Origin of the sequence: Salmonella enterica subsp. arizonae (assembly GCF_008692845.1) — a bacterium.
GTDB classification, from domain to species: Bacteria; Pseudomonadota; Gammaproteobacteria; order Enterobacterales; family Enterobacteriaceae; genus Salmonella; species Salmonella arizonae.
Genome location: NZ_VXJW01000009.1, coordinates 12,199 through 35,656 on the forward strand (window position 1 = coordinate 12,199; position 23,458 = coordinate 35,656).

Consider the following 23,458-nt stretch of genomic DNA (forward strand, 5'->3'; position numbering starts at 1 on the left):
GCCCCTGACTGGCGGGGGAAAGTCACGTCAGGCGGAAGCATTTACCGTTATACTGCGGTGAGTTTACTGGAGTGGTGACGCTTTTCTGGAGGAAGCATGATTCTCGAACGCGTTGAAATAGTGGGATTTCGCGGTATCAATCGGTTGTCGTTGATGCTGGAGCAAAACAACGTGCTGATTGGGGAGAACGCCTGGGGCAAATCTAGCCTGCTGGATGCGCTGACTCTGTTACTGTCGCCGGAGCTCGATCTCTACCATTTTGTGCGTGAAGATTTCTGGTTTCCACCTGGCGACATAAAAGGACGCGAGCATCACCTGCATATTATTCTGACTTTTCGCGAAACGCAGCCAGGGCGGCATCGGGTACGTCGTTATCGGGCGCTGGAGGCGTGCTGGTCACCTTGCCAGGATGGTTTTCATCGTATTTTTTACCGACTTGAGGGGGAATGCAGCGCCGATGGCAGCGTGATGACGCTGCGCAGTTTTCTCAATAGCGATGGGCAGCCGTTGCCGGTTGAAAATATTAACGAGCAGGTACGTCACCTGGTTCGCCTGATGCCAGTGCTACGTTTGCGCGATGCGCGTTTTATGCGACGTATTCGCAACGGTACCATGCCCAATGTTCCGGATGTTGAAGTCACGGCCCGGCAACTGGATTTTCTGGCGCGTGAACTGGCGACCCGACCACAAAATTTAACCGATGGGCAGATTCGTCAGGGGTTGTCCGCGATGGTGCAACTACTTGAGCACTATTTTTCGGAGCAGGGCGCAGGGCAGGCGCGTCACCGACTCATGCGCCGCCGTTCGCAAAACGAACAGCGTAGCTGGCGCTATCTGGATATTATTAATCGGATGATCGACAAACCGGGCAGCCGGTCGCATCGGGTGATTCTGCTAGGGCTTTTCTCAACGTTATTACAGGCGAAAGGAACGCTGCGGTTACATAAAGACGCACGACCGTTATTGCTGGTAGAAGATCCGGAAACCCGTTTACATCCCATTATGCTCTCGGTCGCCTGGCAATTGCTCAATCTGTTACCGCTACAGCGGATAGCGACAACCAACTCAGGCGAACTGCTCTCGCTGACGCCGGTGGAGCATGTAGTACGCCTGGTGCGCGAATCTTCCCGCGTCGCAGCCTGGCGTCTGGGGCCGGGCGGATTAAGCGCAGAAGATGGACGGCGTATCGCGTTTCATATCCGCTTTAATCGCGCGTCGTCGCTGTTTGCGCGTTGCTGGCTACTGGTAGAAGGCGAGACGGAGACCTGGGTTATTAATGAGCTGGCGCGTCAGTGTGGACATCACTTTGATGCGGAAGGCATTAAAGTGATTGAGTTTGCTCAGTCCGGCCTGAAACCGTTGGTGAAGTTCGCCCGCCGTATGGGAATCGAGTGGCATGTACTGGTAGACGGCGACGAAGCGGGGAAAAAATATGCCGCGACGGTCCGTAGCCTGCTCAATAACGATCGTGAAGAAGAGCGAGAACATCTCACCGCGCTGCCTGCGCTGGATATGGAACATTTTATGTATCGTCAGGGCTTTGCCGATGTTTTTTATCGGGTTGCGCAGCTTCCGCCTAATGTGTCGATGAATACCCGAAAAATTATCACTAAAGCTATCCATCGCTCGTCAAAGCCGGATTTGGCGATTGAAGTCGCGATGGAAGCAGGACGGCGAGGAATTGACGCGGTGCCCCCGCTGTTCAGAAAGATGTTTTCGCGCGTGGTTTGGCTGGCACGGGGCCGGGCGGATTAGCGCATGAATATGGCCGGAACCTGTTCGACGATGCTATCGAGTAAAGCATAGCGACGGCGATACTCGGCCCGTTTTTTACTGGCGATCTCCGCTTCGCTTTTTCGGGCGATCGTCAGCGGTAGCGCATAGTAATTCCCTTTAATCCTTTCACCGCCTAACGATTCCCAGAACGCGTCGTAGTCGGCATGCATTTGCGTCTTTTTATCCATATATCGCCAGCTACGGTAAACGTGCGCATCGTTACTCACGGCAATAATTTGCTTTGCCTGTAAGGCTTGCGCAAACTGACAGAGAGCCTCCATCACAATGCGTTTTGGAAAAAGACCATGGCAGGCTTTGGTCGCCTGCTGGATAACATCGTGAGGAACGTCGTTTGCCGCGCCCTGTAATCCGCCGATAAATAGTGTGCGTTTTTGGTTAAAGCGACACAGGGTAAATGTGATCTCTGCCAGAATACGTAACTGCGCGTCGCGAACAACAATGGTGCTTTCGCCTTCTTTATCCAGTGAGACCAAACTGACTAAATCAAGTTGAAACAACTCCCCGTTTTTAGTTTCAAATTTAGCAAGATTCAGGCCATACTGACTTAAATAGCTAACTTGTTGTTCTCGCGATAAAAGCTGGCGCATCTGTTGATAATGAAAACACAGAGCATCTAAGGCGAAATCGCGTTTAATATTCACAGCCATATAAGGACGATGTAATCGAATAGGCAAACGTGGCTGACGAGCAAGTAAAGTATTTAGCTCCGGCCATTGGGTGAGATTCGTCAGTAATTGGCTGGTCGCACGCGGCATGACTAATGAGCGGATTAAAAATTTGCGGCGAAAGCTGGCTTTACGCCAGAATTTTCCTGGCTGTAATTGCCCGCGCGTCAGACGAATAAATAATTGTAAAGGAGAGACGTAATCTGAAGTATACCAAGTATTATCTGTAAGCTGTGTCATGATCGTAATCCGCGACATAAGATTGCCGAGATTGAACCACAGAAAACATTAACCAATCGTCAATACAGTCCGCACTATCTTTATTGTGTTAGTTTTGTTTAGATTTGGTTTACTTTATGGTTAAATTTTTGCCGTTGGGATTTCTATGCGTGCTAAGGAAAAGAAATTTAAAAAGCGTTATCTGGTCATTATTTTAATTCTTTTGGTAGGGGGAATGGCCATCTGGCGAATGTTAAATGCGCCGCTGCCAAATTATCAGACATTAATCGTGCGGCCAGGCGATCTTGAACAGAGTGTACTGGCGACGGGAAAACTGGACGCGTTGCGCAAAGTGGATGTTGGCGCGCAGGTTAGCGGTCAGTTGAAAACGTTGTTGGTCTCCATTGGCGATAGCGTCAAAAAAGATCAGTTGCTCGGCGTGATTGATCCCGAGCAGGCGGAGAACCAGATAAAAGAAGTCGAGGCCACCCTGATGGAGCTGAACGCGGAGCGTCAGCAGGCGGCCGCCGAGTTGAAACTGGCGCGGGTCACGCTGACGCGCCGGCAGCAGTTGGCTAAGACGCAGTCGGTATCGCAACAGGATCTGGATACCGCCGCAACGGAGTTGGCGGTCAAACAGGCGCGTATTGGCACCATTGATGCCCAGATCAAGCGTAATCAGGCCTCTTTAGATACGGCGAAAACCAACCTGGAATATACCCGTATCGTCGCGCCGATGGCGGGGGAAGTGACGCAAATTACCACTCTGCAAGGACAAACGGTGATTGCGGCTCAGCAGGCGCCCAATATTCTGACGCTGGCGGATATGAGCACCATGCTGGTAAAAGCGCAGGTCTCGGAAGCGGACGTGATCCATCTTCGGCCAGGGCAGAAAGCGTGGTTCACCATTCCAGGCGATCCGCAGACGCGCTATGAAGGCGTCTTAAAAGATATTCTGCCGACGCCGGAAAAGGTCAACGACGCTATTTTTTATTATGCCCGGTTTGAAGTACCGAACCCCAAAAGAATTTTGCGTCTTGATATGACGGCGCAGGTTTATATTCAACTCATGGATGTAAAAAATGTGCTGATTATTCCCCTCGCCGCGCTTGGCGAGCCGGTGGACAACAATCGTTATAAAGTGGCGCTGCTGCGTAACGGCGAAAAACGTGAGCGCGAAGTGGTAATTGGCGAGCGTAACGATACAGACGTGGAAGTGGTTAAAGGGCTGGAAGCGGGCGATGAGGTGATCATCGGCGAGGGCCGGCCGGGAGCGACGCCATGACGGCATTGCTTGAACTGCGCAATATTAGACGCAGCTACCCCTCCGGAGAAGAACAGGTGGAGGTGTTAAAAGACATATCCCTGCAAATCCACGCCGGGGAGATGGTGGCGATTGTCGGCGTTTCCGGTTCCGGAAAATCAACGTTGATGAATATCCTCGGGTGCCTGGATAAACCAACCAGCGGCACTTATCGGGTGGCGGGGCGGGACGTCTCGATGCTGGATCCGGACGCACTGGCGCAGCTACGGCGTGAACATTTTGGTTTTATCTTTCAGCGCTACCATTTGTTGTCGCATTTAACGGCGGCGCAAAACGTTGAAGTCCCAGCCGTCTACGCCGGCATTGAACGCAAAAAACGACAGGCGCGCGCCAGGGAACTGCTTCAGCGGTTGGGGCTAAGCGATCGCGTCGACTACCATCCTTCGCAGCTTTCTGGCGGGCAACAGCAGCGCGTCAGTATTGCCCGCGCGCTGATGAACGGCGGACAAGTGATTCTGGCGGATGAACCGACCGGCGCGCTGGATAGTCATTCCGGCGAAGAGGTGATGGCGATTTTGCGCCAACTGCGCGATCGCGGGCATACGGTGATCATTGTCACGCATGATCCGCTGGTTGCCGCCCAGGCGGGGCGGGTTATTGAAATTCACGATGGCAAGATTGTCCATAACCCGCCCGCTCAGGAAAATGGACGCGAACAAGGCGTTGCCGCTGCCGCGGTTAATACAGCGTCCGGCTGGCGTCAATTTGCCAGCAGCTTTCGCGAAGCGCTGGCGATGGCATGGTTAGCGATGGCCGCTAACAAAATGCGTACTTTACTGACCATGCTGGGAATTATTATCGGTATTGCGTCGGTGGTGTCGATTGTGGTGGTCGGCGACGCCGCAAAACAGATGGTGCTGGCGGATATCCGCGCGATGGGCACTAACACGATTGATATTCATCCGGGCAAGGATTTTGGCGACGACAATCCGCAGTACCGACAGGTGCTGAAATATGACGATCTGGCCGCTATTCAGAAACAGCCGTGGGTCAACTCTGCGACGCCTACTGTTTCAAAGAGTTTACGTCTTCGCTATGGCAATATGGATATTGCGGTAAATGCTAATGGCGTCAGTGGCGATTATTTTAACGTTTACGGCATGTCCTTTAGCGAGGGGAATACCTTCAATGTGGTACAGCAACGGGATCGCGCGCAGGTGGTGGTGCTGGATGCCAACACGCGACGCCAGCTATTTCCAAATCAAGCGAATGTCGTAGGGGAAGTGGTGCTGGTGGGCAATATGCCGGTCATTGTTATTGGCGTAGCGGAAGAGAAACCGTCCATGTATGGCAATCGCAATCTGTTGCAGGTTTGGTTGCCCTACAGCACGATGTCAGATCGTATTATGGGTCAGTCATGGCTTAACTCGATCACCGTTCGCGTGAAAGATGGCGTTAACAGCGATCAGGCTGAACAGCAGCTTACCCGCCTGCTTACATTGCGCCACGGTCAAAAAGACTTCTTCACCTGGAACATGGACAGCATCCTGAAAACCGCTGAGAAAACCACCTATACTCTTCAGTTATTTCTGACGCTGGTGGCTGTCATTTCGCTGGTTGTCGGCGGTATAGGCGTTATGAATATTATGCTGGTTTCCGTCACCGAGCGAACGCGTGAAATCGGCATCCGTATGGCGGTAGGCGCACGCGCCAGCGATGTGCTACAGCAGTTTCTTATTGAAGCGGTGCTGGTTTGTCTGGTTGGCGGGGCGCTGGGGATAAGCTTGTCGATGTTAATCGCCTTTATGCTACAGCTTTTCCTGCCTGGCTGGGAGATAAGCTTTTCACTGATCGCGCTGGCGAGCGCGTTTTTATGTTCGACCTTTACCGGTATTCTCTTTGGCTGGTTGCCAGCGAGAAACGCGGCGCGACTGGACCCGGTGGACGCGCTGGCAAGGGAGTAATCTAGCCGGAGCCTTATTTTGCGCTAGTTGTAGCTCTGATAAGAGGCAACGGCGTCGTCATCAGGTAGTGGCGTGTTATCAGCCAGAAATAAAAATGCCAGCCGATCGGGCTGGCATTTTGCCTCCTGGATGTACACAATGAGACAGAGGAGCTATGCAACGGCCTCTGCTTCGATGGGCACGATGACGCTGGCGTGATTGCCTTTTGGCCCCTGGTGTACATCAAACCGGACAGACTGCCCGGCTTTAAGCGTTCTGTAACCATCCATCTGAATGGTGGAGTAATGGGCGAAAATATCCTCGCCGCCGCCTTCAGGGCAGATGAAACCAAACCCTTTGGCATTGTTGAACCACTTTACAGTACCCGTTTCCATGCTTCGACATCCTTCGTAAATCTTATATAAGTAAGATGGAATGAACCGGTGACGGAGTGGGGGCTGTTCAAAACCTCACCAACTCTCGACAGTACAATTTAGAGAAATCAGACGAGGCGTCAAGCATCTGGCAGGGGGAAACGGGTAAAAATGAATCAAAAATTTGAAGCAGTTAACGCTATTACCGGGAATGTGACAGATGTCGCGAATGGTACTGATAGATGTTAGTTATCTATCAATTGAGGTAGATTGATTGTGTGCATAGACTCTGGTCAACGGCAGATTTTCCTGCCGGCAACCGTAACCGATAATGACGACTGACAATGGGTAAGACGAACGATTGGCTGGATTTTGACCAGTTGGTGGAAGATGACCTGCGCGACGCGCTAAAACCGCCATCTATGTATAAAGTGATATTAGTCAATGATGATTACACTCCGATGGAGTTTGTTATTGACGTGTTACAAAAATTCTTTTCTTATGATGTAGAACGTGCAACGCAATTGATGCTTGCAGTTCACTATCAAGGCAAAGCCATCTGCGGCGTGTTTACCGCTGAAGTGGCGGAAACCAAAGTGGAGATGGTGAACCAGTATGCAAGGGAGAACGAGCATCCGTTGCTGTGTACGCTGGAAAAAGCCTGAATGCAGGTATAAAAATTGGGGGAGGTGCCTATGCTCAATCAAGAACTGGAACTCAGTTTAAACATGGCTTTCGCCAGAGCGCGCGAGCACCGTCATGAGTTTATGACCGTCGAGCATCTGTTGTTGGCGCTGCTCAGCAATCCATCAGCTCGCGAAGCGCTGGAAGCATGCTCCGTGGATCTGGTGGCGCTCCGTCAGGAACTCGAAGCCTTCATTGAACAAACCACACCTGTACTGCCTGCCAGTGAAGAAGAGCGTGATACGCAACCGACGTTAAGTTTCCAGCGTGTCCTGCAACGTGCCGTCTTCCATGTTCAGTCTTCCGGGCGTAGTGAAGTGACTGGCGCGAATGTGCTGGTGGCTATCTTTAGCGAACAGGAATCACAGGCGGCTTATCTGCTGCGTAAGCATGAAGTGAGCCGTCTGGATATCGTGAACTTTATTTCTCACGGGACGCGAAAAGACGAACCGAGCCAATCTTCCGATCTCGGCAATCAGCCAACTGGTGACGAACAAGCTGGCGGGGAGGAACGTATGGAAAACTTCACGACGAATCTTAACCAACTTGCTCGCGTGGGCGGCATCGATCCGCTGATTGGTCGTGAAAAAGAACTGGAACGCGCGATTCAGGTATTGTGTCGTCGCCGTAAAAACAACCCGCTGTTGGTGGGCGAATCGGGCGTCGGTAAAACGGCGATTGCTGAAGGACTGGCCTGGCGTATAGTTCAGGGGGATGTGCCGGAAGTGATGGCCGATTGCATCCTCTACTCGCTGGATATCGGTTCGCTGCTGGCGGGCACCAAATACCGCGGCGATTTTGAAAAACGGTTTAAGGCGTTGCTGAAACAGCTTGAGCAGGATACCAACAGCATCCTGTTTATCGATGAAATCCATACCATTATCGGCGCTGGCGCGGCGTCGGGCGGACAGGTGGATGCGGCAAATCTGATTAAACCACTGCTTTCCAGCGGCAAGATCCGGGTGATCGGCTCAACGACCTATCAGGAATTCAGTAATATTTTTGAGAAAGACCGCGCATTAGCGCGCCGTTTCCAGAAAATTGATATTACCGAGCCTTCGGTGGAAGAGACGGTGCAAATTATCAACGGCCTGAAGCCTAAGTACGAAGCGCACCACGACGTGCGTTATACCGCGAAGGCGGTACGTGCGGCGGTTGAGCTGGCGGTAAAATATATCAATGACCGTCATCTGCCGGATAAAGCCATTGACGTGATTGACGAAGCGGGCGCTCGGGCGCGTTTGCTGCCGGTGAGCAAACGAAAGAAAACGGTCAACGTAGCGGATATTGAGTCTGTGGTGGCGCGAATTGCGCGAATCCCTGAAAAGAGCGTCTCGCAAAGCGATCGCGATACGCTGAAGAATTTGGGCGATCGTCTGAAAATGTTGGTCTTCGGCCAGGATAATGCTATTGAGGCGCTGACTGAAGCTATTAAGATGAGTCGTGCGGGGCTGGGCCATGAGCATAAACCTGTCGGCTCGTTCTTGTTCGCCGGACCCACTGGCGTAGGGAAAACTGAGGTTACGGTACAGCTTTCCAAAGCGCTGGGTATTGAGCTGCTGCGTTTCGATATGTCCGAATATATGGAACGTCATACAGTGAGCCGTTTGATCGGCGCGCCTCCGGGATACGTTGGTTTCGACCAGGGCGGGTTGCTGACGGATGCGGTGATTAAACATCCACACGCCGTATTGCTGCTGGATGAGATCGAAAAAGCGCACCCTGATGTCTTTAACCTGCTGCTGCAGGTGATGGATAACGGTACGCTGACGGATAACAACGGACGTAAGGCGGATTTCCGCAACGTGGTGCTGGTGATGACCACCAACGCTGGCGTGCGAGAAACTGAACGTAAATCTATTGGTCTTATTCATCAGGACAACAGTACCGATGCGATGGGCGAGATCAAGAAAGTGTTTACGCCTGAGTTCCGTAACCGTCTCGACAACATTATTTGGTTCGATCATCTGTCTGGCGAGGTGATTCATCAGGTTGTCGATAAGTTTATCGTTGAGTTGCAGGCGCAGTTGGACCAGAAAGGCGTCTCCCTGGAAGTTAGCCAGGAAGCGCGCGACTGGCTGGCGGAAAAGGGCTATGACCGGGCGATGGGCGCAAGACCGATGGCGCGTGTGATTCAGGATAACCTGAAAAAACCGCTGGCCAATGAGTTGCTGTTTGGTTCGCTGGTTGACGGCGGACAGGTCACTGTCGCGCTGGATAAAGAGAAAAATGCATTGACGTACGGTTTTCAGAGTGCGCAAAAGCACAAGCCGGAAGCCGCGCATTAATCTTCGTTTCACTATCGTACAAGCCGGGCCTTAGCGCCCGGTTTTTTTATGCCGGATATAAGCCCTTGCGCAGCCATCCGGCAATGGGGTGGTGGCTTTATGTGAAAAAAAAGCCCGTACTTTCGTACGAGCTCTTCTTTGAAGATGGCGGTGAGGGGGGGATTGACTCGCTGCGCTCGCCCTGCGGGCAGTCTCCTCGCAGGCTCGTCGTCTGTCCAACTGGCTGCGCCAGTTGTCGAACCCCGGCCGGGTGTTCTCATCCCCCCGGTAAGGTGGCGTAATGCGAAAAAAAAGCCCGTACTTTCATACGAGCTCTTCTTTGAAGATGGCGGTGAGGGGGGGATTCGAACCCCCGATACGTTGCCGTATACACACTTTCCAGGCGTGCTCCTTCAGCCACTCGGACACCTCACCATATTGTATTGCTGCCTGACCGCTTGGGGGCAACGGGGCGCTACTATAGGGAGTTGCGCTAAAACGGTCAAGCAGAATTTACATATTCACTGTCGTTTGCTCATGCAATAGACATCATCCCTGCCTGAACCAGCGCGGGGAAGCAAATTAGCGTTGCGAATCTAACCTCTCGTTGTTCTTTACCACATCCTGCACTTTGCTGTAGCTTTCCATCAACAACTGATATGCCGGGAATACCTGAGTATAAACGTCGGCCCACGCGGCGGCATCTTCACGGTTCCAGGTGCCTTGCATCTCAGAGGCGACTGCAGCGGTATCCATCGGTACGACGCCAGCCTGCACGATGCGCGCCAAAGTGATTTCTTGCGCCATTTTGCTGTAGGTGCCGGAAGCGTCGATCACAGCAAACACTTTATAACCTTCCGCTACCGCGCTAATGGCCGGAAATGCCATGCACACGCTGGTAATCGTCCCGGCAATGATCAGCGTCTTACGGCCAGTCGCTTTTACCGCGTTGACGAAATCTTCGTTATCCCAGGCGTTAATTTCGCCTTTGCGCGCGATGTACTGCGCATGCGGCGCATTAGCATGAATTTCCGGGATCAGCGGGCCGTTCGGACCTTGCGGTACGGATGCCGTGGTAATGACCGGCATTTTCGCCAACATCGCCATTTTCGCCAACGCCGCTGCGCGAGCGCGTAATTCCGGCAATGGCATATCGCCTACGGTCTGGAAAAGACCGCTTTGATGATCGATTAAAAGCATCACGGAATCGTTAACATCAATTACCGGGCGCAAACCATTAAAATTAGCAGGACTGGACATCGTATTCTCCTTCATTTTTTCAGATTTGGCCAAAACGGCCGGAGTTGAAATCGCGTACTGCTTCTGCGATCTCTTGTTTCGTGTTCATGACAAACGGGCCGTAACCCACAATCGGTTCATTCAGCGGCTTGCCTGATAACAGCAATACGCTGGCGTCGCTGCTGGTCTCAAAGTGCAGAGTTTTACCTTGCTGGCTCAACACCACCAGTTGCGCTTCATTGACCGATGTCGTGCCGTTCAGCGTGATATTGCCTTTCAGTACCACCAGCGCGGTGCTCCATCCTTCCGGCTGAGACAGCGTGAGCTGGCGATCGCGTAGCAGGCGCATATCCCAGACATTGAGCGGCGAGAAAGTGTCCGCCGGGCCTTTTGCCTCTTCATAACGCCCTGCGATGACGCGCATGGTTCCGGCGTCATCCGGCAGCGTAACGGTCGGGATAACATCCTGGGTGATGCTTTGATAAGCTGGGGTGGTCATTTTGTCCTTCATTGGAAGGTTGACCCACAACTGCACCATTTCCAGTTCGCCGCCCTGACGGGTAAACGCGTCGGAATGGAATTCTTCATGCAAAATACCTGCGCCTGCGGTCATCCACTGAACGTCGCCTGGGCCGATAACGCCTCCGCGACCGGTAGAATCCCGGTGCTCGACTTCACCGCTATAAACAATCGTCACGGTCTCGAAACCGCGGTGTGGATGCTCCCCCACGCCGCGTTTTTCATTACCCGGCGTAAATGTGTGCGGTCCGGCATAATCCAGCAGCAGGAACGGACTCAACTGTTGCGTATGTGACTGATAAGAAAAGAGTGAACGAACCGGAAATCCATCGCCAACCCAGTGCGGGCGAGGTGCGGTATAGACGCCTGTAATCTGTTTCATTGTGTTCTCCTCGGTGGCATTGTCTTGATGTGAATAAGCTTATATTCATGACAAAGTGATGAGTAGTGGCTAAAATGGTTCATACTGTTCTATTAATAGGACAATGCCATGATGAAAATGGATCTCAATGATTTTGCGTGGTTTGTGCATGTGGTCGAAGAGGGTGGGTTTGCCGCGGCGGGGCGGGCGCTTAATGAACCAAAATCAAAACTGAGTCGGCGTATTGCGCAACTGGAAGAGCGACTGGGCGTGCGTTTGATTCAGCGAACCACGCGGCAGTTTAATGTCACCGAAGTGGGGCAAACATTCTATGAGCACTGTAAAGCGATGCTGGTAGAAGCACAGGCGGCGCAGGATGCCATTGCCGCGTTGCAGGTAGAGCCTCGCGGTATCGTGAAGCTGACCTGTCCGGTGACGCTGCTGCATGTACACATTGGCCCAATGTTGGCGAAGTTTATGGCGCGCTATCCTGATGTTTCGCTACAACTTGAAGCGACCAATCGTCGGGTGGACGTCGTAGGGGAAGGGGTGGATGTGGCGATTCGCGTCAGGCCGCGCCCGTTTGAGGATAGCGACCTGGTGATGCGAGTTCTGGCTGACAGAGGGCATCGCTTGTTTGCCAGCCCGGATCTCATCGCGCGGATGGGCAGTCCTTCCGCGCCAGCGGAGTTGAGCCATTGGCCAGGGCTAAGTCTTGCATCGGGTAAGCATATCTACCGCTGGGAACTTTATGGCCCGCAGGGCGCGCGTGCAGAAGTCCATTTCACCCCGCGTATGATTACGACCGATATGCTGGCGTTACGTGAGGCGGCGATGGCGGGCGTGGGACTTGTTCAGTTACCTATCTTAATGGTGAAAGAACAACTGGCCGCAGGTGAACTGGTCGCGGTACTGGAAGCGTGGGAGCCCCGGCGGGAGGTGATTCATGCCGTATTTCCATCCCGGCGAGGATTATTACCTTCGGTACGCGCGTTGGTCGATTTTTTGACAGAAGAATATGCGCGCATGGCGGAAGAATAATCCTTCTCGTTATTCATCTCATTAACGGACGCAAAAAAGGCCGGTTAAACCGACCTTTTATCCAGCCGCCCTTCAGGACGTGGGGGGAACAATTAGCGGCTACGGAAGACAATGCGGCCTTTGCTCAGGTCGTACGGGGTCAGCTCAACGGTCACTTTGTCGCCCGTCAGGATGCGGATATAGTTCTTACGCATTTTACCGGAGATGTGTGCAGTAACCACGTGACCGTTTTCTAACTCTACGCGGAACATGGTATTAGGTAACGTTTCGAGAACGGTACCTTGCATTTCAATATTGTCTTCTTTGGCCATCTAATCCTCTGGGGTATCACTACCATAATTTGAACCGGCAAGATAATGCCGAAGTTCTTTTAATAAGTAAAGATTTGTGCGTTTAAAACACAGCAAACCAGATTTAGCGCATGATTCCGCGACACACGACAACGCCGCGCCATACACCTTTTCCCTGATACTACCGCCTGATGTATCGACATAAGCGCAACATATAAGGGAACGATGAAATAAACGATGGGCGTTACCTGGCAACGGGCTGCGGGATAATGAGCTAAACCAACTCTGCGGCCCAATTATAACACCCCAATAAAAAATGTGCCGAAAACATTCACTTTCGGGGCAAAAATAATGTCCGCGGCACCCAAAAACGGGAGGCCAGCGGCTGTTGACGCAAGCGTGAGAGGTGTTCAAGGTAGTCGCAACGTGGGATTTCAATTGCGCCAAGCGAGGCGGTATGACTATTAAGCACCTGACAATCAATAAGTTTACCGCCGTGATGGAGAAATTCAGCGCAAAAAACCAGCAGTGCGGTTTTAGAGGCATTTTCCTTGCGACTAAACATTGATTCGCCGCAAAACAGCGCTCCCTGCGAGACGCCATACATCCCGCCGACCAATTCCTGATCGCGCCACACTTCAATCGAGTGCGCATGCCCCAATTCATGTAATCGACGATAGGCTTCCTCAATACCGCGCGTTATCCAGGTGCCTTCGTCACGATGGTTTGTGCATCCATCAATAACCCGGTCGAAAGCGTAATTGAGCGTCACGCGGTAGGGGGATGTGTTATGAAAACGTTTCATACTACGACTGAGGTGAAATTCTTCAGGCCACAGCACGGCGCGCGGATCGGGCGACCACCACAGAATCGGGTCGCCTGGCGAAAACCATGGAAAAATCCCGTGCTGATAGGCCATTAACAACCGGGCAGGGCTGAGATCGCCGCCAAGCGCCAGTAAACCGTTAGGCTCACGTAACGCGCCTTCCGGCGAAGGGAAGGCGATAGAATGTCGGGAAAGCTGAACCAGGCGCATGACGGCGAAACTCCAGTACGCAAGTCTGAACGTTCAATAATAGCTTACAGACGTTGTTTAAACTGATAATAGCGCCCTTGCCCGGCTAACAATTCTGCGTGAGTGCCTCGCTCAATGATGCGTCCGTCGTCCATCACGATGATTTGATCAAAACGGGCCAGGCCGCGCAAACGGTGAGTCACCATAAGGACGGTTTTCTGACGCATAACATCGGCAAGTAGTTCAAGCATTTCACTCTCGGTGGTTGCATCCAGCCCTTCAGTAGGCTCATCCAGCAGCATTAAGGGGGCATCGTGCAACAGCGCTCGGGCGATGGCCAGACGACGAAGTTCGCCGCCGGATAGCAGGCGACCGCCTTCGCCGAGCCAGCTATTGAGCCCGCTATCTTCGAGCAGTTTTTCCAGGCCGACGCGACGCAGCATGTCGGAAAGGGCATCGTCGCTGGCATTGGGCGCCGCCAGCAATAAGTTATCACGCAACGTGGCGCTGAACAGATGGACACGCTGCGGCACCACGCTGATGGTCCGGCGTAATGCGGATTCGCTCAGCGAAGATAGCGGAAGGCCGTTGACCAGAATTTCGCCTTGTTGCGGGTCCCTGGCGCGGGTGAGTAGCTGCAATAGCGTTGATTTTCCGCAGCCGGTACGCCCCAGAATAGCGATATGTTCGCCAGGAGTAGCCTGTAATGAAAGGGCATTAAGCGCATTAATCGGCTGGCCGGGATAATGAAACGAAACGTCCCGCAGCGTGAGCGTGACGTTCTCCGGCGCGATAGATTCTGTCTGCGGAAAGGTCACTTCCGGCTTTTGCTCCGTTAATTCCGTGATACGAAGCGCAGAGGCGATAACCTGCCCCAGATGCTGGAACGCGCCGGTAACAGGCGCAAGCGCCTCGAAAGCCGCCAGCGCGCAGAAGACAAACAGCGCGATGAGCGCGCCGGGCTGCGTATTGCCGCCAACGCCGCCGGAGGCCATCCACAACATTAACATCACCGCCAGCGCGCCAATCAGCAGCATTAACGCCTGCGATAAGGCGGTCAGTTCAGACTGCCGGCGTTGGGCCTCATGCCATTGTAATTCGGTGGCTTCCATTTGCGCCCGATAGCGTTTGCTGGCGCCAAAAATAGTGAGTTCCGCCTGGCCCTGTAACCATGACGTTAACTGCTGGCGATACTGACCACGTAGATATGTCAGATTTTGGCCGGTATTTTTGCCAGCGCGATAAAACACCGGCGGCATAATAAACAGCGTCAACAGCATAATGCCGCCCAGCGTAATAGCCAGCGTAAAATCAAGAACGCTAAGCCCCAGGGTGACAATCATAATCACCACAAAAGCGCCGACCAGCGGGGAGATGACGCGCAAATAGAGATGATCCAGCGTGTCGACGTCGGCCACGATACGGTTAAGCAATTCACCTTGCTGATAACGCGCCAGACCTGCAGGGGAGAGCGGCAAAAGTTTACTGAAGGTATAAATACGCAGGTGTTGCAGCACGCGGAACGTGGCGTCATGACTGACCAGACGTTCAAAATAACGGCCGGCGGTACGGGTAATAGCCGCGCCGCGAACGCCTGCCGCCGGGAGCATGTAGTTAAAACTGTAAATTCCCGCGAAGCCTGCGATAGCGGATGCGGACAGGAACCAACCGGAAAGCGTCAACAGTCCGATACTGGCAAGCAGAGTCAGGATCGCCAACGCAATTCCCAGCGTTAGCATCCATTTATGGCGTTTATAAAGCGTCAGATAAGGGAGTAGCGCGCGCATTTAAATATCCTCCTGACGGTGAGCCAGTAACATCGCAAAAGCGCCGTTGGCGACGCTGAGTTCAGCATAGCTGCCTTGTTCGACAATCGCGCCATCTTGCATAACCCAGATAGCATCCCAGTCGGCGAGGTCTTCCAGTTGATGCGTCACCATTAATGTGGTCTGGCGTTTTGACGCCGCTTTTAACGCCTGCATGACGCGCTGCTCGCTGTGAGCGTCCAGGCTTGCCGCCGGTTCATCCAGCAACAGTAGTTGACAGGGGTTAAGTAGCGCGCGGGCAACCGCCACACGCTGCGCCTGGCCGACAGAAAGTCTGCTGGCATGATTGCCGAGCGGAGTATCCACTCCCTGCGGGAGCAGCGGTAAAAACTCGCTTACCCATGCGGCGTCAAGCGCGGCGTGAAGTTCCTGCTCACTGGCGTCCGGACGCGCCAGTAATATGTTTTCGCGTAGCGTCGCCGCAGGCAATTGTGGATTTTGTCCGACCCAGGAGAGATGGCGGCGCCAGGATTCCGGCGAGAGATCGCGAAGCTCGACACCGTTAATACGCAAAGAGCCCTGATAGGAGAGAAAACCTGATAGTACATTCAGCAGAGAGCTTTTGCCGGAACCGCTGCGTCCTACCAGAACGGCGCGTTCCCCTGCCGCTAAGGAGAAATTCAGCGGCCCGGCAAGCGTTTTGCCTTCTGGCGAGGTGATAATGAGATTGACCGCGTCAATGGTGACAGGTTCGTTTTCCGCCAACTCGACTTCGCCGCGCTCCGGGTGGGCGAGGGGCGTTTCCAGAAAGGTCTTCAGGCTATCCGCCGCGCCAACCGCCTGCGCCTTAGCATGATAAAACGTGCCGAGGTCGCGTAACGGCTGGAAAAACTCCGGCGCGAGGATTAAGGCGAGGAACCCGGCGGCGAGCGTAACGCCAGTACCGTAATGACCAAAGTTCAGTTCGCCCAGGTAAGAGAAGCCGAAATAAACGGCGACCAGTGCAATAGAAAGAGAGGTGAAAAATTCCAGCACGCCGGAAGATAAAAAGGCCAGGCGCAGCACTTCCATCGTGCGCTGACGAAAATCCTGCGATGCTGCGCGAATACTTTCGGTTTCCGCTTCGCCGCGTCCGAAAATTCGCAGCGTTTCCATCCCGCGCAGGCGGTCAAGAAAATGGCCGCTTAGCCGGGCAAGCGCAAGGAAATTGCGGCGGTTGGCGTCAGCTGCGCCCATCCCCACCATCGCCATAAATAAGGGAATGAGCGGGGCGGTGCCCAGCAGAATCAGCGCCGCCGCCCAGTTTGACGGGAAAATCGCCGCCACGATTAAGAGCGGTACGCAAACGGCAAGCGCCATTTGCGGCAGATAGCGCGCATAATAGTCATGCATATTGTCAATCTGTTCCATCACTAGCGTCGCCCAGCTACCGGCTGGTTTACCCTGAATCCAGGCGGGGCCGGCTTGTTGCAGGCGATCTAATACCTGACGGCGGATCTCAAAGCGAATATGTTGCCCAGCATGGAAACCGACGCGCTCGCGCAGCCACACTACCCAGGCGCGGAGGACAAAGACCAGTATCAGAAGGGTAAAAGGGAGCAACAGCGCTTCCCGTGGGATGTTCTCCATGATCATATATTGCAGGATACGTGCCATGATCCAGGCCTGAGCGACAATTAATACACTACTCATAAACCCCAACAGGCGGGAAATGTTCAACCACCGTTGGGAGATTGCGCTTTGCTGTTTTAACCAGCGGGTCAGCTCTTTTTGACGGGTTTTATTCATTGCACGCTTAGCAGGTGAGTTATTGGAATTTCAGGCAGGGGCAATGTTACAACGACGCAAAAATAAAGGCGACTTATAGTCGCCTTTTTTTACTTTTGTTACTGATTTGTAAAAGCTATTCGCTCGTGTCGGCCAGACTATCGAGATAGCGTTCAGCATCCAGCGCCGCCATACAGCCCGTCCCCGCAGAGGTGATCGCCTGCCGGTAAATATGATCCATTACGTCGCCCGCCGCGAATACGCCAGGGATACTGGTTTGCGTGGCGTTGCCATGGGTGCCGGACTGAACTTTGATATAACCATTTTCCAGTTCAAGCTGGCCTTCAAAGATCGCCGTGTTTGGACTATGACCGATGGCGACGAAAAGTCCGGCGATGTCCAGCGTCTCTATATTATCGCTCTGCTGCGTGTCGCGAAGACGCAGACCAGTGACGCCCATCTGATCGCCGGTCACTTCTTCCAGCGTCCGGTTGGTGTGCAGTACGATATTGCCATTTTCGACTTTATCCATCAGGCGTTTAATCAGGATTTTTTCTGCGCGGAAACCGTCACGGCGGTGGATAAGATGCACTTCCGAGGCGATGTTCGACAGATAAAGCGCTTCTTCAACCGCAGTGTTACCGCCGCCGATCACTGCCACTTTCTGATTGCGGTAGAAGAAACCGTCGCAGGTGGCACAGGCGGAAACGCCGCGTCCTTTAAAGGCTTCTTCAGACGGCAGACCAAGATAGCGCGCGGAAGCGCCTGTCGCGATAATTAACGCATCGCAGGTATACTCGCCGCTGTCGCCCTTCAGGCGGAAGGGACGGTTTTGCAGATCCACGCTATTGATGTGATCAAAAATGATCTCGGTAGCAAATTTTTCCGCGTGTTCATGCATGCGTTCCATCAGCAGTGGACCGGTTAGATCGTTTGGATCGCCGGGCCAGTTTTCCACTTCCGTCGTGGTAGTCAGTTGACCGCCTTTTTCCATACCGGTAATAAGTACTGGCTGTAAATTTGCGCGCGCGGCATATACCGCCGCAGTATATCCCGCCGGTCCTGAGCCCAGAATAAGCAGCTTACTGTGTTTGGTCGTGCCCATGAGATCCCCATAGTTGTTGGCAGACAATGGGCAGAATTGTAGGGAATTTACAGACGTAAAAAAAGAGCATAACGATTTTGTTAACAATATGTGTAATAGCACGAACCGATGGACGAGCGCTACAGCGGCGTGATTATCACAAATCTTACTTAAAATCGGTGACGTATAAGGTGACAAAATGACAGTTTACTGCTCTCTCAAATGAATAACTGGCATGTTGTACTAAAAATCGATGTTTTGCTTTGACAATCACCTGCTGTTTTGCGAAAACATTCGAGGAAGAAAAAACTGTGTTATGTATGTGCTGCATAATAATGCATATAAATACCATGTTTACCGGGCTAGTGAAATCTACGCATGGCGTGGACAGACGCCATTCGTGATGTCGATAGCTGCTGCGAGGCAACGGTCTTCTCACTATAGACCCAGGCATTGCGCGCCGTTAATCCCACTGGGTTTCGGTCTATTGTGATGGGCAGCGACTCTGAACAGTGATGTGAATAGAGTCAGGCAGGAGTAGGGAAGGAATACAGAGAGACAATAATAATGGTAGATAGCAAGAAGCGCCCTGGCAAAGATCTCGACCGTATCGATCGCAACATTCTTAATGAACTGCAAAAGGATGGGCGTATTTCCAACGTCGAGCTTTCTAAACGAGTAGGACTTTCGCCGACACCTTGCCTTGAGCGTGTGCGTCGGCTGGAGCGACAGGGGTTTATCCAGGGCTATACGGCACTGCTGAACCCGCATTATCTGGATGCGTCACTTCTGGTATTCGTTGAGATTACCTTAAATCGCGGCGCGCCGGATGTGTTCGAACAGTTTAACGCCGCCGTGCAAAAGCTTGAAGAGATTCAGGAGTGTCATTTGGTTTCCGGTGATTTCGACTATCTGTTGAAAACCCGTGTACCGGATATGTCAGCGTATCGAAAACTATTGGGAGAGACATTGCTGCGTTTGCCGGGTGTGAACGACACCCGAACTTACGTAGTGATGGAAGAGGTAAAACAGAGTAATCGTCTGGTTATTAAGACGCGCTAACACGGAACAGGTGCAAAATCGCCGTAGTTTGATTACACTCCTGTTAATCCATACAGCAACGGTGCCGGGTTAACCCGGTACTGTTGTCCGTTTTAGCATCGGGCGGGAAGAGCCTGGAACCTGGAGAGCCTTTTTTGAGCCAGGAATACACTGAAGACAAAGACGTCACATTGACGAAGTTAAGCAGCGGGCGCCGACTTCTGGAAGCGTTGTTGATACTTATTGCCCTTTTTGCCGTCTGGCTGATGGCGGCCTTGTTGAGCTTTAATCCTTCGGACCCCAGTTGGTCGCAAACCGCCTGGCATGAACCCATCCATAATTTAGGCGGCGCGCCGGGCGCGTGGCTGGCCGATACTCTGTTCTTTATTTTTGGCGTAATGGCCTACACTATCCCTGTCATTATTGTCGGAGGATGCTGGTTTGCGTGGCGTCATCAGTCTACGGATGATTACATCGACTATTTCGCAGTGTCGCTACGCCTTATCGGCGTGCTGGCGCTGATTCTCACCTCCTGCGGTCTGGCGGCCATTAATGCCGACGATATCTGGTATTTCGCCTCCGGCGGCGTGATCGGCAGCCTGTTAAGCACCACGCTGCAGCCGTTGTTGCACAGTAGTGGCGGAACGATAACGCTTCTCTGTATTTGGGCTGCCGGGCTGACGCTCTTTACCGGCTGGTCCTGGGTTAGCATCGCCGAAAAATTAGGCGGTTGGCTGCTTAATATACTGACCTTTGCCAGCAACCGTACCCGGCGTGATGATACGTGGGTTGACGATGAAGAATATGAAGATGAATACGACGAAGAAACAGACGGCGTGCAGCGTGAATCTCGCCGGGCGCGTATTTTGCGCGGCGCATTGGCGCGTCGTAAACGACTGGCTGCAAAATTCAGCAATCCACGGGGAGGTCAGACCGATGCCGCGCTCTTTTCCGGCAAGCGTATGGATGATGGTGAAGATATCCAGTATAGCGCGCGCGGTGTCGCTGCCGATCCTGACGATGTTTTGTTTTCGGGCAACCGGGCGACGCAGCCGGAATATGACGAATACGATCCTCTGCTAAACGGCCATTCTGTGGCTGAACCAGTCGCCGCCGCTGCGGCCGCAACCGCAGTCACCCAGACGTGGGCTACATCCGCCGATCCCGTAACGCAAACCCCGTCCATGCCGGAGGCGGTTGTCGCTCAACCGACCGTGGAGTGGCAGCCCGTACCGGGGCCGCAAACCGGCGAACCGGTTATCGCGCCTGCGCCGGAGGGTTACCCATCGCATCCTCAATATGCTCAACCGCAGGCGGCGCAGGATGCGCCGTGGCAGCAACCTGCGCCTGTTGCATCGGCGCCGAAATACGCTGTGTCGCCAGAGATCGCAGCGGAATATGAATCTCCTGCGCCGCAGGAAACACAGCCGCAACGGCAGGCGCCGGGAGTCGAGCAACACTGGCAGCCAGAGCCGACCCACCAGCCGACGCCGGTTTATCAGCCAGATCCGGTAGCGGCGGAACCTTCTCACATACCGCCAGTTGTCGAACAACCTGTTGTGACCGAGCCTGAACCCGTCATAGAAGAGACCAGACCAGCTCGTCCTCCGCTTTACTATTTTGAAGAGGTGGAAGAGAAACGCGCCCGTGAGCGCGAGCAACTTGCGGCATGGTATCAGCCGATACCGGAGCCGATTAAAGAGACCGCGCCGGTAAAAGCGGCTGCGCCGGTCAAACCCTCGGTATCTGCTGCGCCATCCATACCGCCAGTAGAAGCGGTAGCCGCTGCCGCAGGCATCAAGAGTGGTGCTCTGGCAGCAGGTGCCGCCGCCGCTGCGCCTGCATTTGGTCTGGCTACCAGCGGCGCGCCGCGTCCGCAGGTGAAAGAGGGGATTGGTCCGCAATTGCCGCGCCCGAACCGCGTTCGCGTGCCGACCCGTCGGGAACTGGCGTCGTACGGCATTAAACTGCCGTCGCAGAGAATTGCAGAAGAAAAAGCCCGCGAGGCGGAGCGCTATCAGTATGAGACTGGCGCGCAGCTAACGGATGAAGAAATAGATGCAATGCATCAGGACGAGTTAGCAAGACAGTTTGCGCAATCGCAGCAGCATCGTTATGGTGAGGCGTATCAGCACGATACTCAGCAGGCAGAAGATGACGATACCGCCGCAGAAGCTGAATTAGCCCGTCAGTTTGCCGCTTCGCAACAACAGCGCTATTCCGGCGAACAACCCGCTGGCGCGCAGCCGTTCTCACTGGACGACCTTGATTTCTCGCCAATGAAAATATTGGTTGATGAAGGGCCTCACGAACCACTGTTCACGCCAGGCGTAATGCCCGAGTCAGCGCCTATTCAGCAGCCGGTAGCGCCGCAGCCGCAGTATCAGCAGCCGCAACAGCCGGTAGCGCCGCAGCCGCAGTATCAGCAGCCGCAACAGCCGGTAGCGCCGCAGCCGCAGTATCAGCAGCCGCAACAGCCGGTAGCGCCGCAGTCGCAATATCAGCAGCCGCAACAGCCGGCAGCGCCTCAGGACAGCCTGATCCACCCATTGTTGATGCGTAATGGTGACAGTCGTCCATTGCAGCGTCCGACGACGCCGTTGCCCTCGTTAGATCTCCTGACGCCGCCGCCGAGCGAAGTCGAACCGGTAGATACCTTTGCGCTGGAACAAATGGCGCGTTTGGTTGAAGCGCGTCTGGCGGATTTCCGCATTAAAGCTGATGTGGTGAACTATTCGCCAGGTCCGGTTATTACTCGCTTTGAACTGAATCTGGCGCCGGGCGTTAAAGCGGCGCGTATCTCCAACCTTTCCCGCGATCTGGCGCGTTCATTGTCAACCGTAGCCGTACGCGTTGTGGAAGTCATTCCAGGCAAACCTTACGTAGGGCTGGAATTACCGAACAAGAAACGGCAAACCGTTTATCTGCGCGAAGTGTTGGATAACGCCAAATTCCGTGACAATCCGTCGCCGCTTACCGTGGTGTTGGGTAAGGATATCGCGGGCGATCCGGTGGTGGCGGATCTGGCGAAAATGCCTCACCTGCTGGTGGCCGGTACGACCGGTTCCGGCAAGTCGGTCGGGGTTAACGCCATGATCCTCAGTATGTTATATAAAGCGCAGCCGGAAGACGTTCGCTTTATCATGATCGACCCGAAAATGCTGGAACTTTCGGTCTATGAAGGTATCCCACATCTGCTGACCGAAGTTGTCACTGACATGAAAGACGCAGCTAATGCGTTGCGCTGGAGCGTCAATGAGATGGAGCGCCGCTATAAGCTGATGTCCGCGCTCGGCGTGCGTAATCTGGCGGGGTATAACGAAAAAATCGCCGAGGCGGCCCGTATGGGACGTCCAATTCCGGACCCATACTGGAAGCCGGGCGACAGTATGGATGTTCAACATCCGGTCCTGGAAAAACTGCCATATATCGTGGTACTGGTCGATGAATTTGCCGATCTGATGATGACTGTCGGCAAAAAAGTCGAAGAGTTGATCGCACGCCTGGCGCAGAAAGCGCGTGCGGCTGGGATTCACCTGGTACTGGCGACGCAACGTCCATCGGTCGATGTGATTACTGGTTTAATTAAAGCCAATATTCCGACCCGTATCGCCTTTACCGTATCCAGTAAGATCGACTCCCGTACCATTCTCGATCAGGGCGGCGCTGAGTCGCTATTAGGGATGGGGGATATGCTCTTCTCTGGACCAAACTCCACCATGCCGGTACGCGTCCACGGGGCGTTTGTGCGTGACCAGGAAGTCCATGCAGTGGTCCAGGACTGGAAAGCGCGCGGTCGTCCGCAATACGTGGATGGCATTACTTCCGACAGCGAAAGCGAAGGCGGCGGCAGTTTTGACGGCGGAGAAGAATTAGATCCGCTATTCGATCAGGCCGTTAATTTCGTTACCCAAAAGCGTAAAGCATCTATTTCCGGCGTTCAGCGTCAGTTCCGGATCGGCTATAACCGTGCGGCGCGTATTATCGAGCAGATGGAAGCCCAGGGCATCGTCAGCGCTCAGGGACATAACGGTAATCGTGAGGTACTGGCGCCTCCGCCTTTTGAGTAAACCAGATAGCGACGTTGGCTGCCATCCGGCAACAAAATTCAGTATTTTCTTC

The 23,458-nt window shown here is 53.6% G+C and carries 17 protein-coding genes and 1 tRNA gene; 8 read left to right on the forward strand and 10 right to left on the reverse strand.

Features of this window, described 5'->3' with window-relative positions:
• Positions 1 to 96: 96 nt before the first annotated feature.
• Positions 97 to 1,755 carry an ATP-dependent endonuclease gene (locus F4V61_RS16315; RefSeq protein ID WP_038396321.1) on the forward strand — a complete coding sequence of 553 codons (1,659 nt, stop codon included), beginning with the start codon at positions 97 to 99 and terminating at the stop codon, positions 1,753 to 1,755.
• Here F4V61_RS16315 and F4V61_RS16320 read toward each other — a convergent pair.
• Positions 1,752 to 2,702 carry a VirK/YbjX family protein gene (locus tag F4V61_RS16320; RefSeq protein WP_038396320.1) on the reverse strand — a complete coding sequence of 317 codons (951 nt, stop codon included), beginning with the start codon at positions 2,700 to 2,702 and terminating at the stop codon, positions 1,752 to 1,754. The two genes, F4V61_RS16315 and F4V61_RS16320, sit on opposite strands and share 4 nt — an antisense overlap.
• 145 nt (positions 2,703 to 2,847) lie before the next feature.
• Between F4V61_RS16320 and macA the strand changes: the two genes are divergently transcribed.
• Both macA and macB read left to right on the forward strand, forming a co-directional pair.
• A complete protein-coding gene (macA, locus tag F4V61_RS16325; protein ID WP_038396319.1) occupies positions 2,848 to 3,966 on the forward strand; it encodes a macrolide transporter subunit MacA in 1,119 nt (372 codons plus the stop codon).
• Positions 3,963 to 5,909 (forward strand): macrolide ABC transporter ATP-binding protein/permease MacB, encoded by a 1,947-nt coding sequence (gene macB / locus F4V61_RS16330; RefSeq protein WP_000125883.1) that lies wholly within the window; start codon positions 3,963 to 3,965, stop codon positions 5,907 to 5,909. Before macA ends, macB begins: the two co-directional genes overlap by 4 nt.
• A 152-nt stretch (positions 5,910 to 6,061) precedes the next feature.
• Here macB and cspD read toward each other — a convergent pair whose 3' ends face one another.
• Entirely contained in the window at positions 6,062 to 6,283 is a 222-nt protein-coding gene (cspD, locus tag F4V61_RS16335) for a cold shock-like protein CspD (protein WP_000447499.1), read from the reverse strand.
• A 323-nt stretch (positions 6,284 to 6,606) separates the two neighbouring features.
• Here cspD and clpS point away from each other — a divergent pair, with 323 nt between their 5' ends.
• Entirely contained in the window at positions 6,607 to 6,927 is a 321-nt protein-coding gene (gene clpS / locus F4V61_RS16340) for an ATP-dependent Clp protease adapter ClpS (RefSeq protein ID WP_000520785.1), read from the forward strand.
• A 30-nt stretch (positions 6,928 to 6,957) separates the two neighbouring features.
• Entirely contained in the window at positions 6,958 to 9,234 is a 2,277-nt protein-coding gene (gene clpA, locus F4V61_RS16345; protein ID WP_038396315.1) for an ATP-dependent Clp protease ATP-binding subunit ClpA, read from the forward strand.
• A 326-nt stretch (positions 9,235 to 9,560) separates the two neighbouring features.
• On the opposite strand, the gene F4V61_RS16350 is transcribed toward clpA, so the two are convergent.
• The 3 genes from F4V61_RS16350 to F4V61_RS16360 form a co-directional block, all read right to left on the reverse strand.
• A tRNA-Ser gene (locus F4V61_RS16350) sits at positions 9,561 to 9,648 on the reverse strand.
• 147 nt (positions 9,649 to 9,795) lie between these two features.
• Positions 9,796 to 10,473: an isochorismatase family protein gene (locus F4V61_RS16355; RefSeq protein ID WP_038396313.1), complete on the reverse strand. Its 678-nt coding sequence runs from the start codon at positions 10,471 to 10,473 to the stop codon at positions 9,796 to 9,798.
• Between the two features lie 19 nt (positions 10,474 to 10,492).
• Positions 10,493 to 11,353, reverse strand: coding sequence for a pirin family protein (locus F4V61_RS16360; protein ID WP_079828392.1), 861 nt, complete (start codon positions 11,351 to 11,353; stop codon positions 10,493 to 10,495).
• 108 nt (positions 11,354 to 11,461) lie between these two features.
• On the opposite strand from F4V61_RS16360, the gene F4V61_RS16365 reads away from it, so the two are divergent.
• Complete coding sequence (locus F4V61_RS16365; RefSeq protein ID WP_000977101.1) at positions 11,462 to 12,373, forward strand: LysR family transcriptional regulator; 912 nt, start codon at positions 11,462 to 11,464, stop codon at positions 12,371 to 12,373.
• 92 nt (positions 12,374 to 12,465) lie between these two features.
• Here the strand turns inward: F4V61_RS16365 and infA are convergent, their stop codons facing one another.
• The 5 genes from infA to trxB all read right to left on the reverse strand — a co-directional run bounded on the left by infA (position 12,466) and on the right by trxB (position 18,316).
• Positions 12,466 to 12,684 (reverse strand): translation initiation factor IF-1, encoded by a 219-nt coding sequence (gene infA / locus F4V61_RS16370; RefSeq protein ID WP_001040187.1) that lies wholly within the window; start codon positions 12,682 to 12,684, stop codon positions 12,466 to 12,468.
• 310 nt (positions 12,685 to 12,994) lie between these two features.
• Positions 12,995 to 13,699: a leucyl/phenylalanyl-tRNA--protein transferase gene (gene aat / locus F4V61_RS16380; RefSeq protein ID WP_079828394.1), complete on the reverse strand. Its 705-nt coding sequence runs from the start codon at positions 13,697 to 13,699 to the stop codon at positions 12,995 to 12,997.
• Positions 13,700 to 13,743: 44 nt separating this feature from the next.
• Complete coding sequence (gene cydC / locus F4V61_RS16385; RefSeq protein ID WP_001202242.1) at positions 13,744 to 15,465, reverse strand: heme ABC transporter ATP-binding protein/permease CydC; 1,722 nt, start codon at positions 15,463 to 15,465, stop codon at positions 13,744 to 13,746.
• Positions 15,466 to 17,232 (reverse strand): heme ABC transporter permease/ATP-binding protein CydD, encoded by a 1,767-nt coding sequence (gene cydD / locus F4V61_RS16390; protein ID WP_080160845.1) that lies wholly within the window; start codon positions 17,230 to 17,232, stop codon positions 15,466 to 15,468.
• Positions 17,233 to 17,347: 115 nt separating this feature from the next.
• Positions 17,348 to 18,316, reverse strand: coding sequence for a thioredoxin-disulfide reductase (trxB, locus tag F4V61_RS16395; RefSeq protein WP_000537410.1), 969 nt, complete (start codon positions 18,314 to 18,316; stop codon positions 17,348 to 17,350).
• A 546-nt stretch (positions 18,317 to 18,862) separates the two neighbouring features.
• On the opposite strand from trxB, the gene lrp reads away from it, so the two are divergent.
• The gene (gene lrp, locus F4V61_RS16400) at positions 18,863 to 19,357 is read left to right on the forward strand and encodes a leucine-responsive transcriptional regulator Lrp (protein WP_000228469.1); all 495 of its coding nucleotides are present in this window, start codon (positions 18,863 to 18,865) and stop codon (positions 19,355 to 19,357) included.
• 134 nt (positions 19,358 to 19,491) lie between these two features.
• The gene (gene ftsK, locus F4V61_RS16405; RefSeq protein ID WP_085385988.1) at positions 19,492 to 23,406 is read left to right on the forward strand and encodes a DNA translocase FtsK; all 3,915 of its coding nucleotides are present in this window, start codon (positions 19,492 to 19,494) and stop codon (positions 23,404 to 23,406) included.
• The last annotated feature ends 52 nt before the right edge of the window (positions 23,407 to 23,458 follow it).

Excerpts from the sequence above, each read along its gene's own strand:
- infA (WP_001040187.1), bottom strand. The coding sequence starts at position 12,684 with ATGGCCAAAGAAGACAATATTGAAATGCAAGGTACCGTTCTCGAAACG.
- macB (WP_000125883.1), top strand. The coding sequence starts at position 3,963 with ATGACGGCATTGCTTGAACTGCGCAATATTAGACGCAGCTACCCCTCC.
- F4V61_RS16355 (WP_038396313.1), bottom strand. The coding sequence starts at position 10,473 with ATGTCCAGTCCTGCTAATTTTAATGGTTTGCGCCCGGTAATTGATGTT.
- aat (WP_079828394.1), bottom strand. The coding sequence starts at position 13,699 with ATGCGCCTGGTTCAGCTTTCCCGACATTCTATCGCCTTCCCTTCGCCG.
- trxB (WP_000537410.1), bottom strand. The coding sequence starts at position 18,316 with ATGGGCACGACCAAACACAGTAAGCTGCTTATTCTGGGCTCAGGACCG.
- F4V61_RS16320 (WP_038396320.1), bottom strand. The coding sequence starts at position 2,702 with ATGACACAGCTTACAGATAATACTTGGTATACTTCAGATTACGTCTCT.
- clpA (WP_038396315.1), top strand. The coding sequence starts at position 6,958 with ATGCTCAATCAAGAACTGGAACTCAGTTTAAACATGGCTTTCGCCAGA.
- F4V61_RS16365 (WP_000977101.1), top strand. The coding sequence starts at position 11,462 with ATGATGAAAATGGATCTCAATGATTTTGCGTGGTTTGTGCATGTGGTC.
- cydD (WP_080160845.1), bottom strand. The coding sequence starts at position 17,232 with ATGAATAAAACCCGTCAAAAAGAGCTGACCCGCTGGTTAAAACAGCAA.
- lrp (WP_000228469.1), top strand. The coding sequence starts at position 18,863 with ATGGTAGATAGCAAGAAGCGCCCTGGCAAAGATCTCGACCGTATCGAT.
- cydC (WP_001202242.1), bottom strand. The coding sequence starts at position 15,465 with ATGCGCGCGCTACTCCCTTATCTGACGCTTTATAAACGCCATAAATGG.
- F4V61_RS16360 (WP_079828392.1), bottom strand. The coding sequence starts at position 11,353 with ATGAAACAGATTACAGGCGTCTATACCGCACCTCGCCCGCACTGGGTT.
- F4V61_RS16315 (WP_038396321.1), top strand. The coding sequence starts at position 97 with ATGATTCTCGAACGCGTTGAAATAGTGGGATTTCGCGGTATCAATCGG.
- cspD (WP_000447499.1), bottom strand. The coding sequence starts at position 6,283 with ATGGAAACGGGTACTGTAAAGTGGTTCAACAATGCCAAAGGGTTTGGT.
- clpS (WP_000520785.1), top strand. The coding sequence starts at position 6,607 with ATGGGTAAGACGAACGATTGGCTGGATTTTGACCAGTTGGTGGAAGAT.
- macA (WP_038396319.1), top strand. The coding sequence starts at position 2,848 with ATGCGTGCTAAGGAAAAGAAATTTAAAAAGCGTTATCTGGTCATTATT.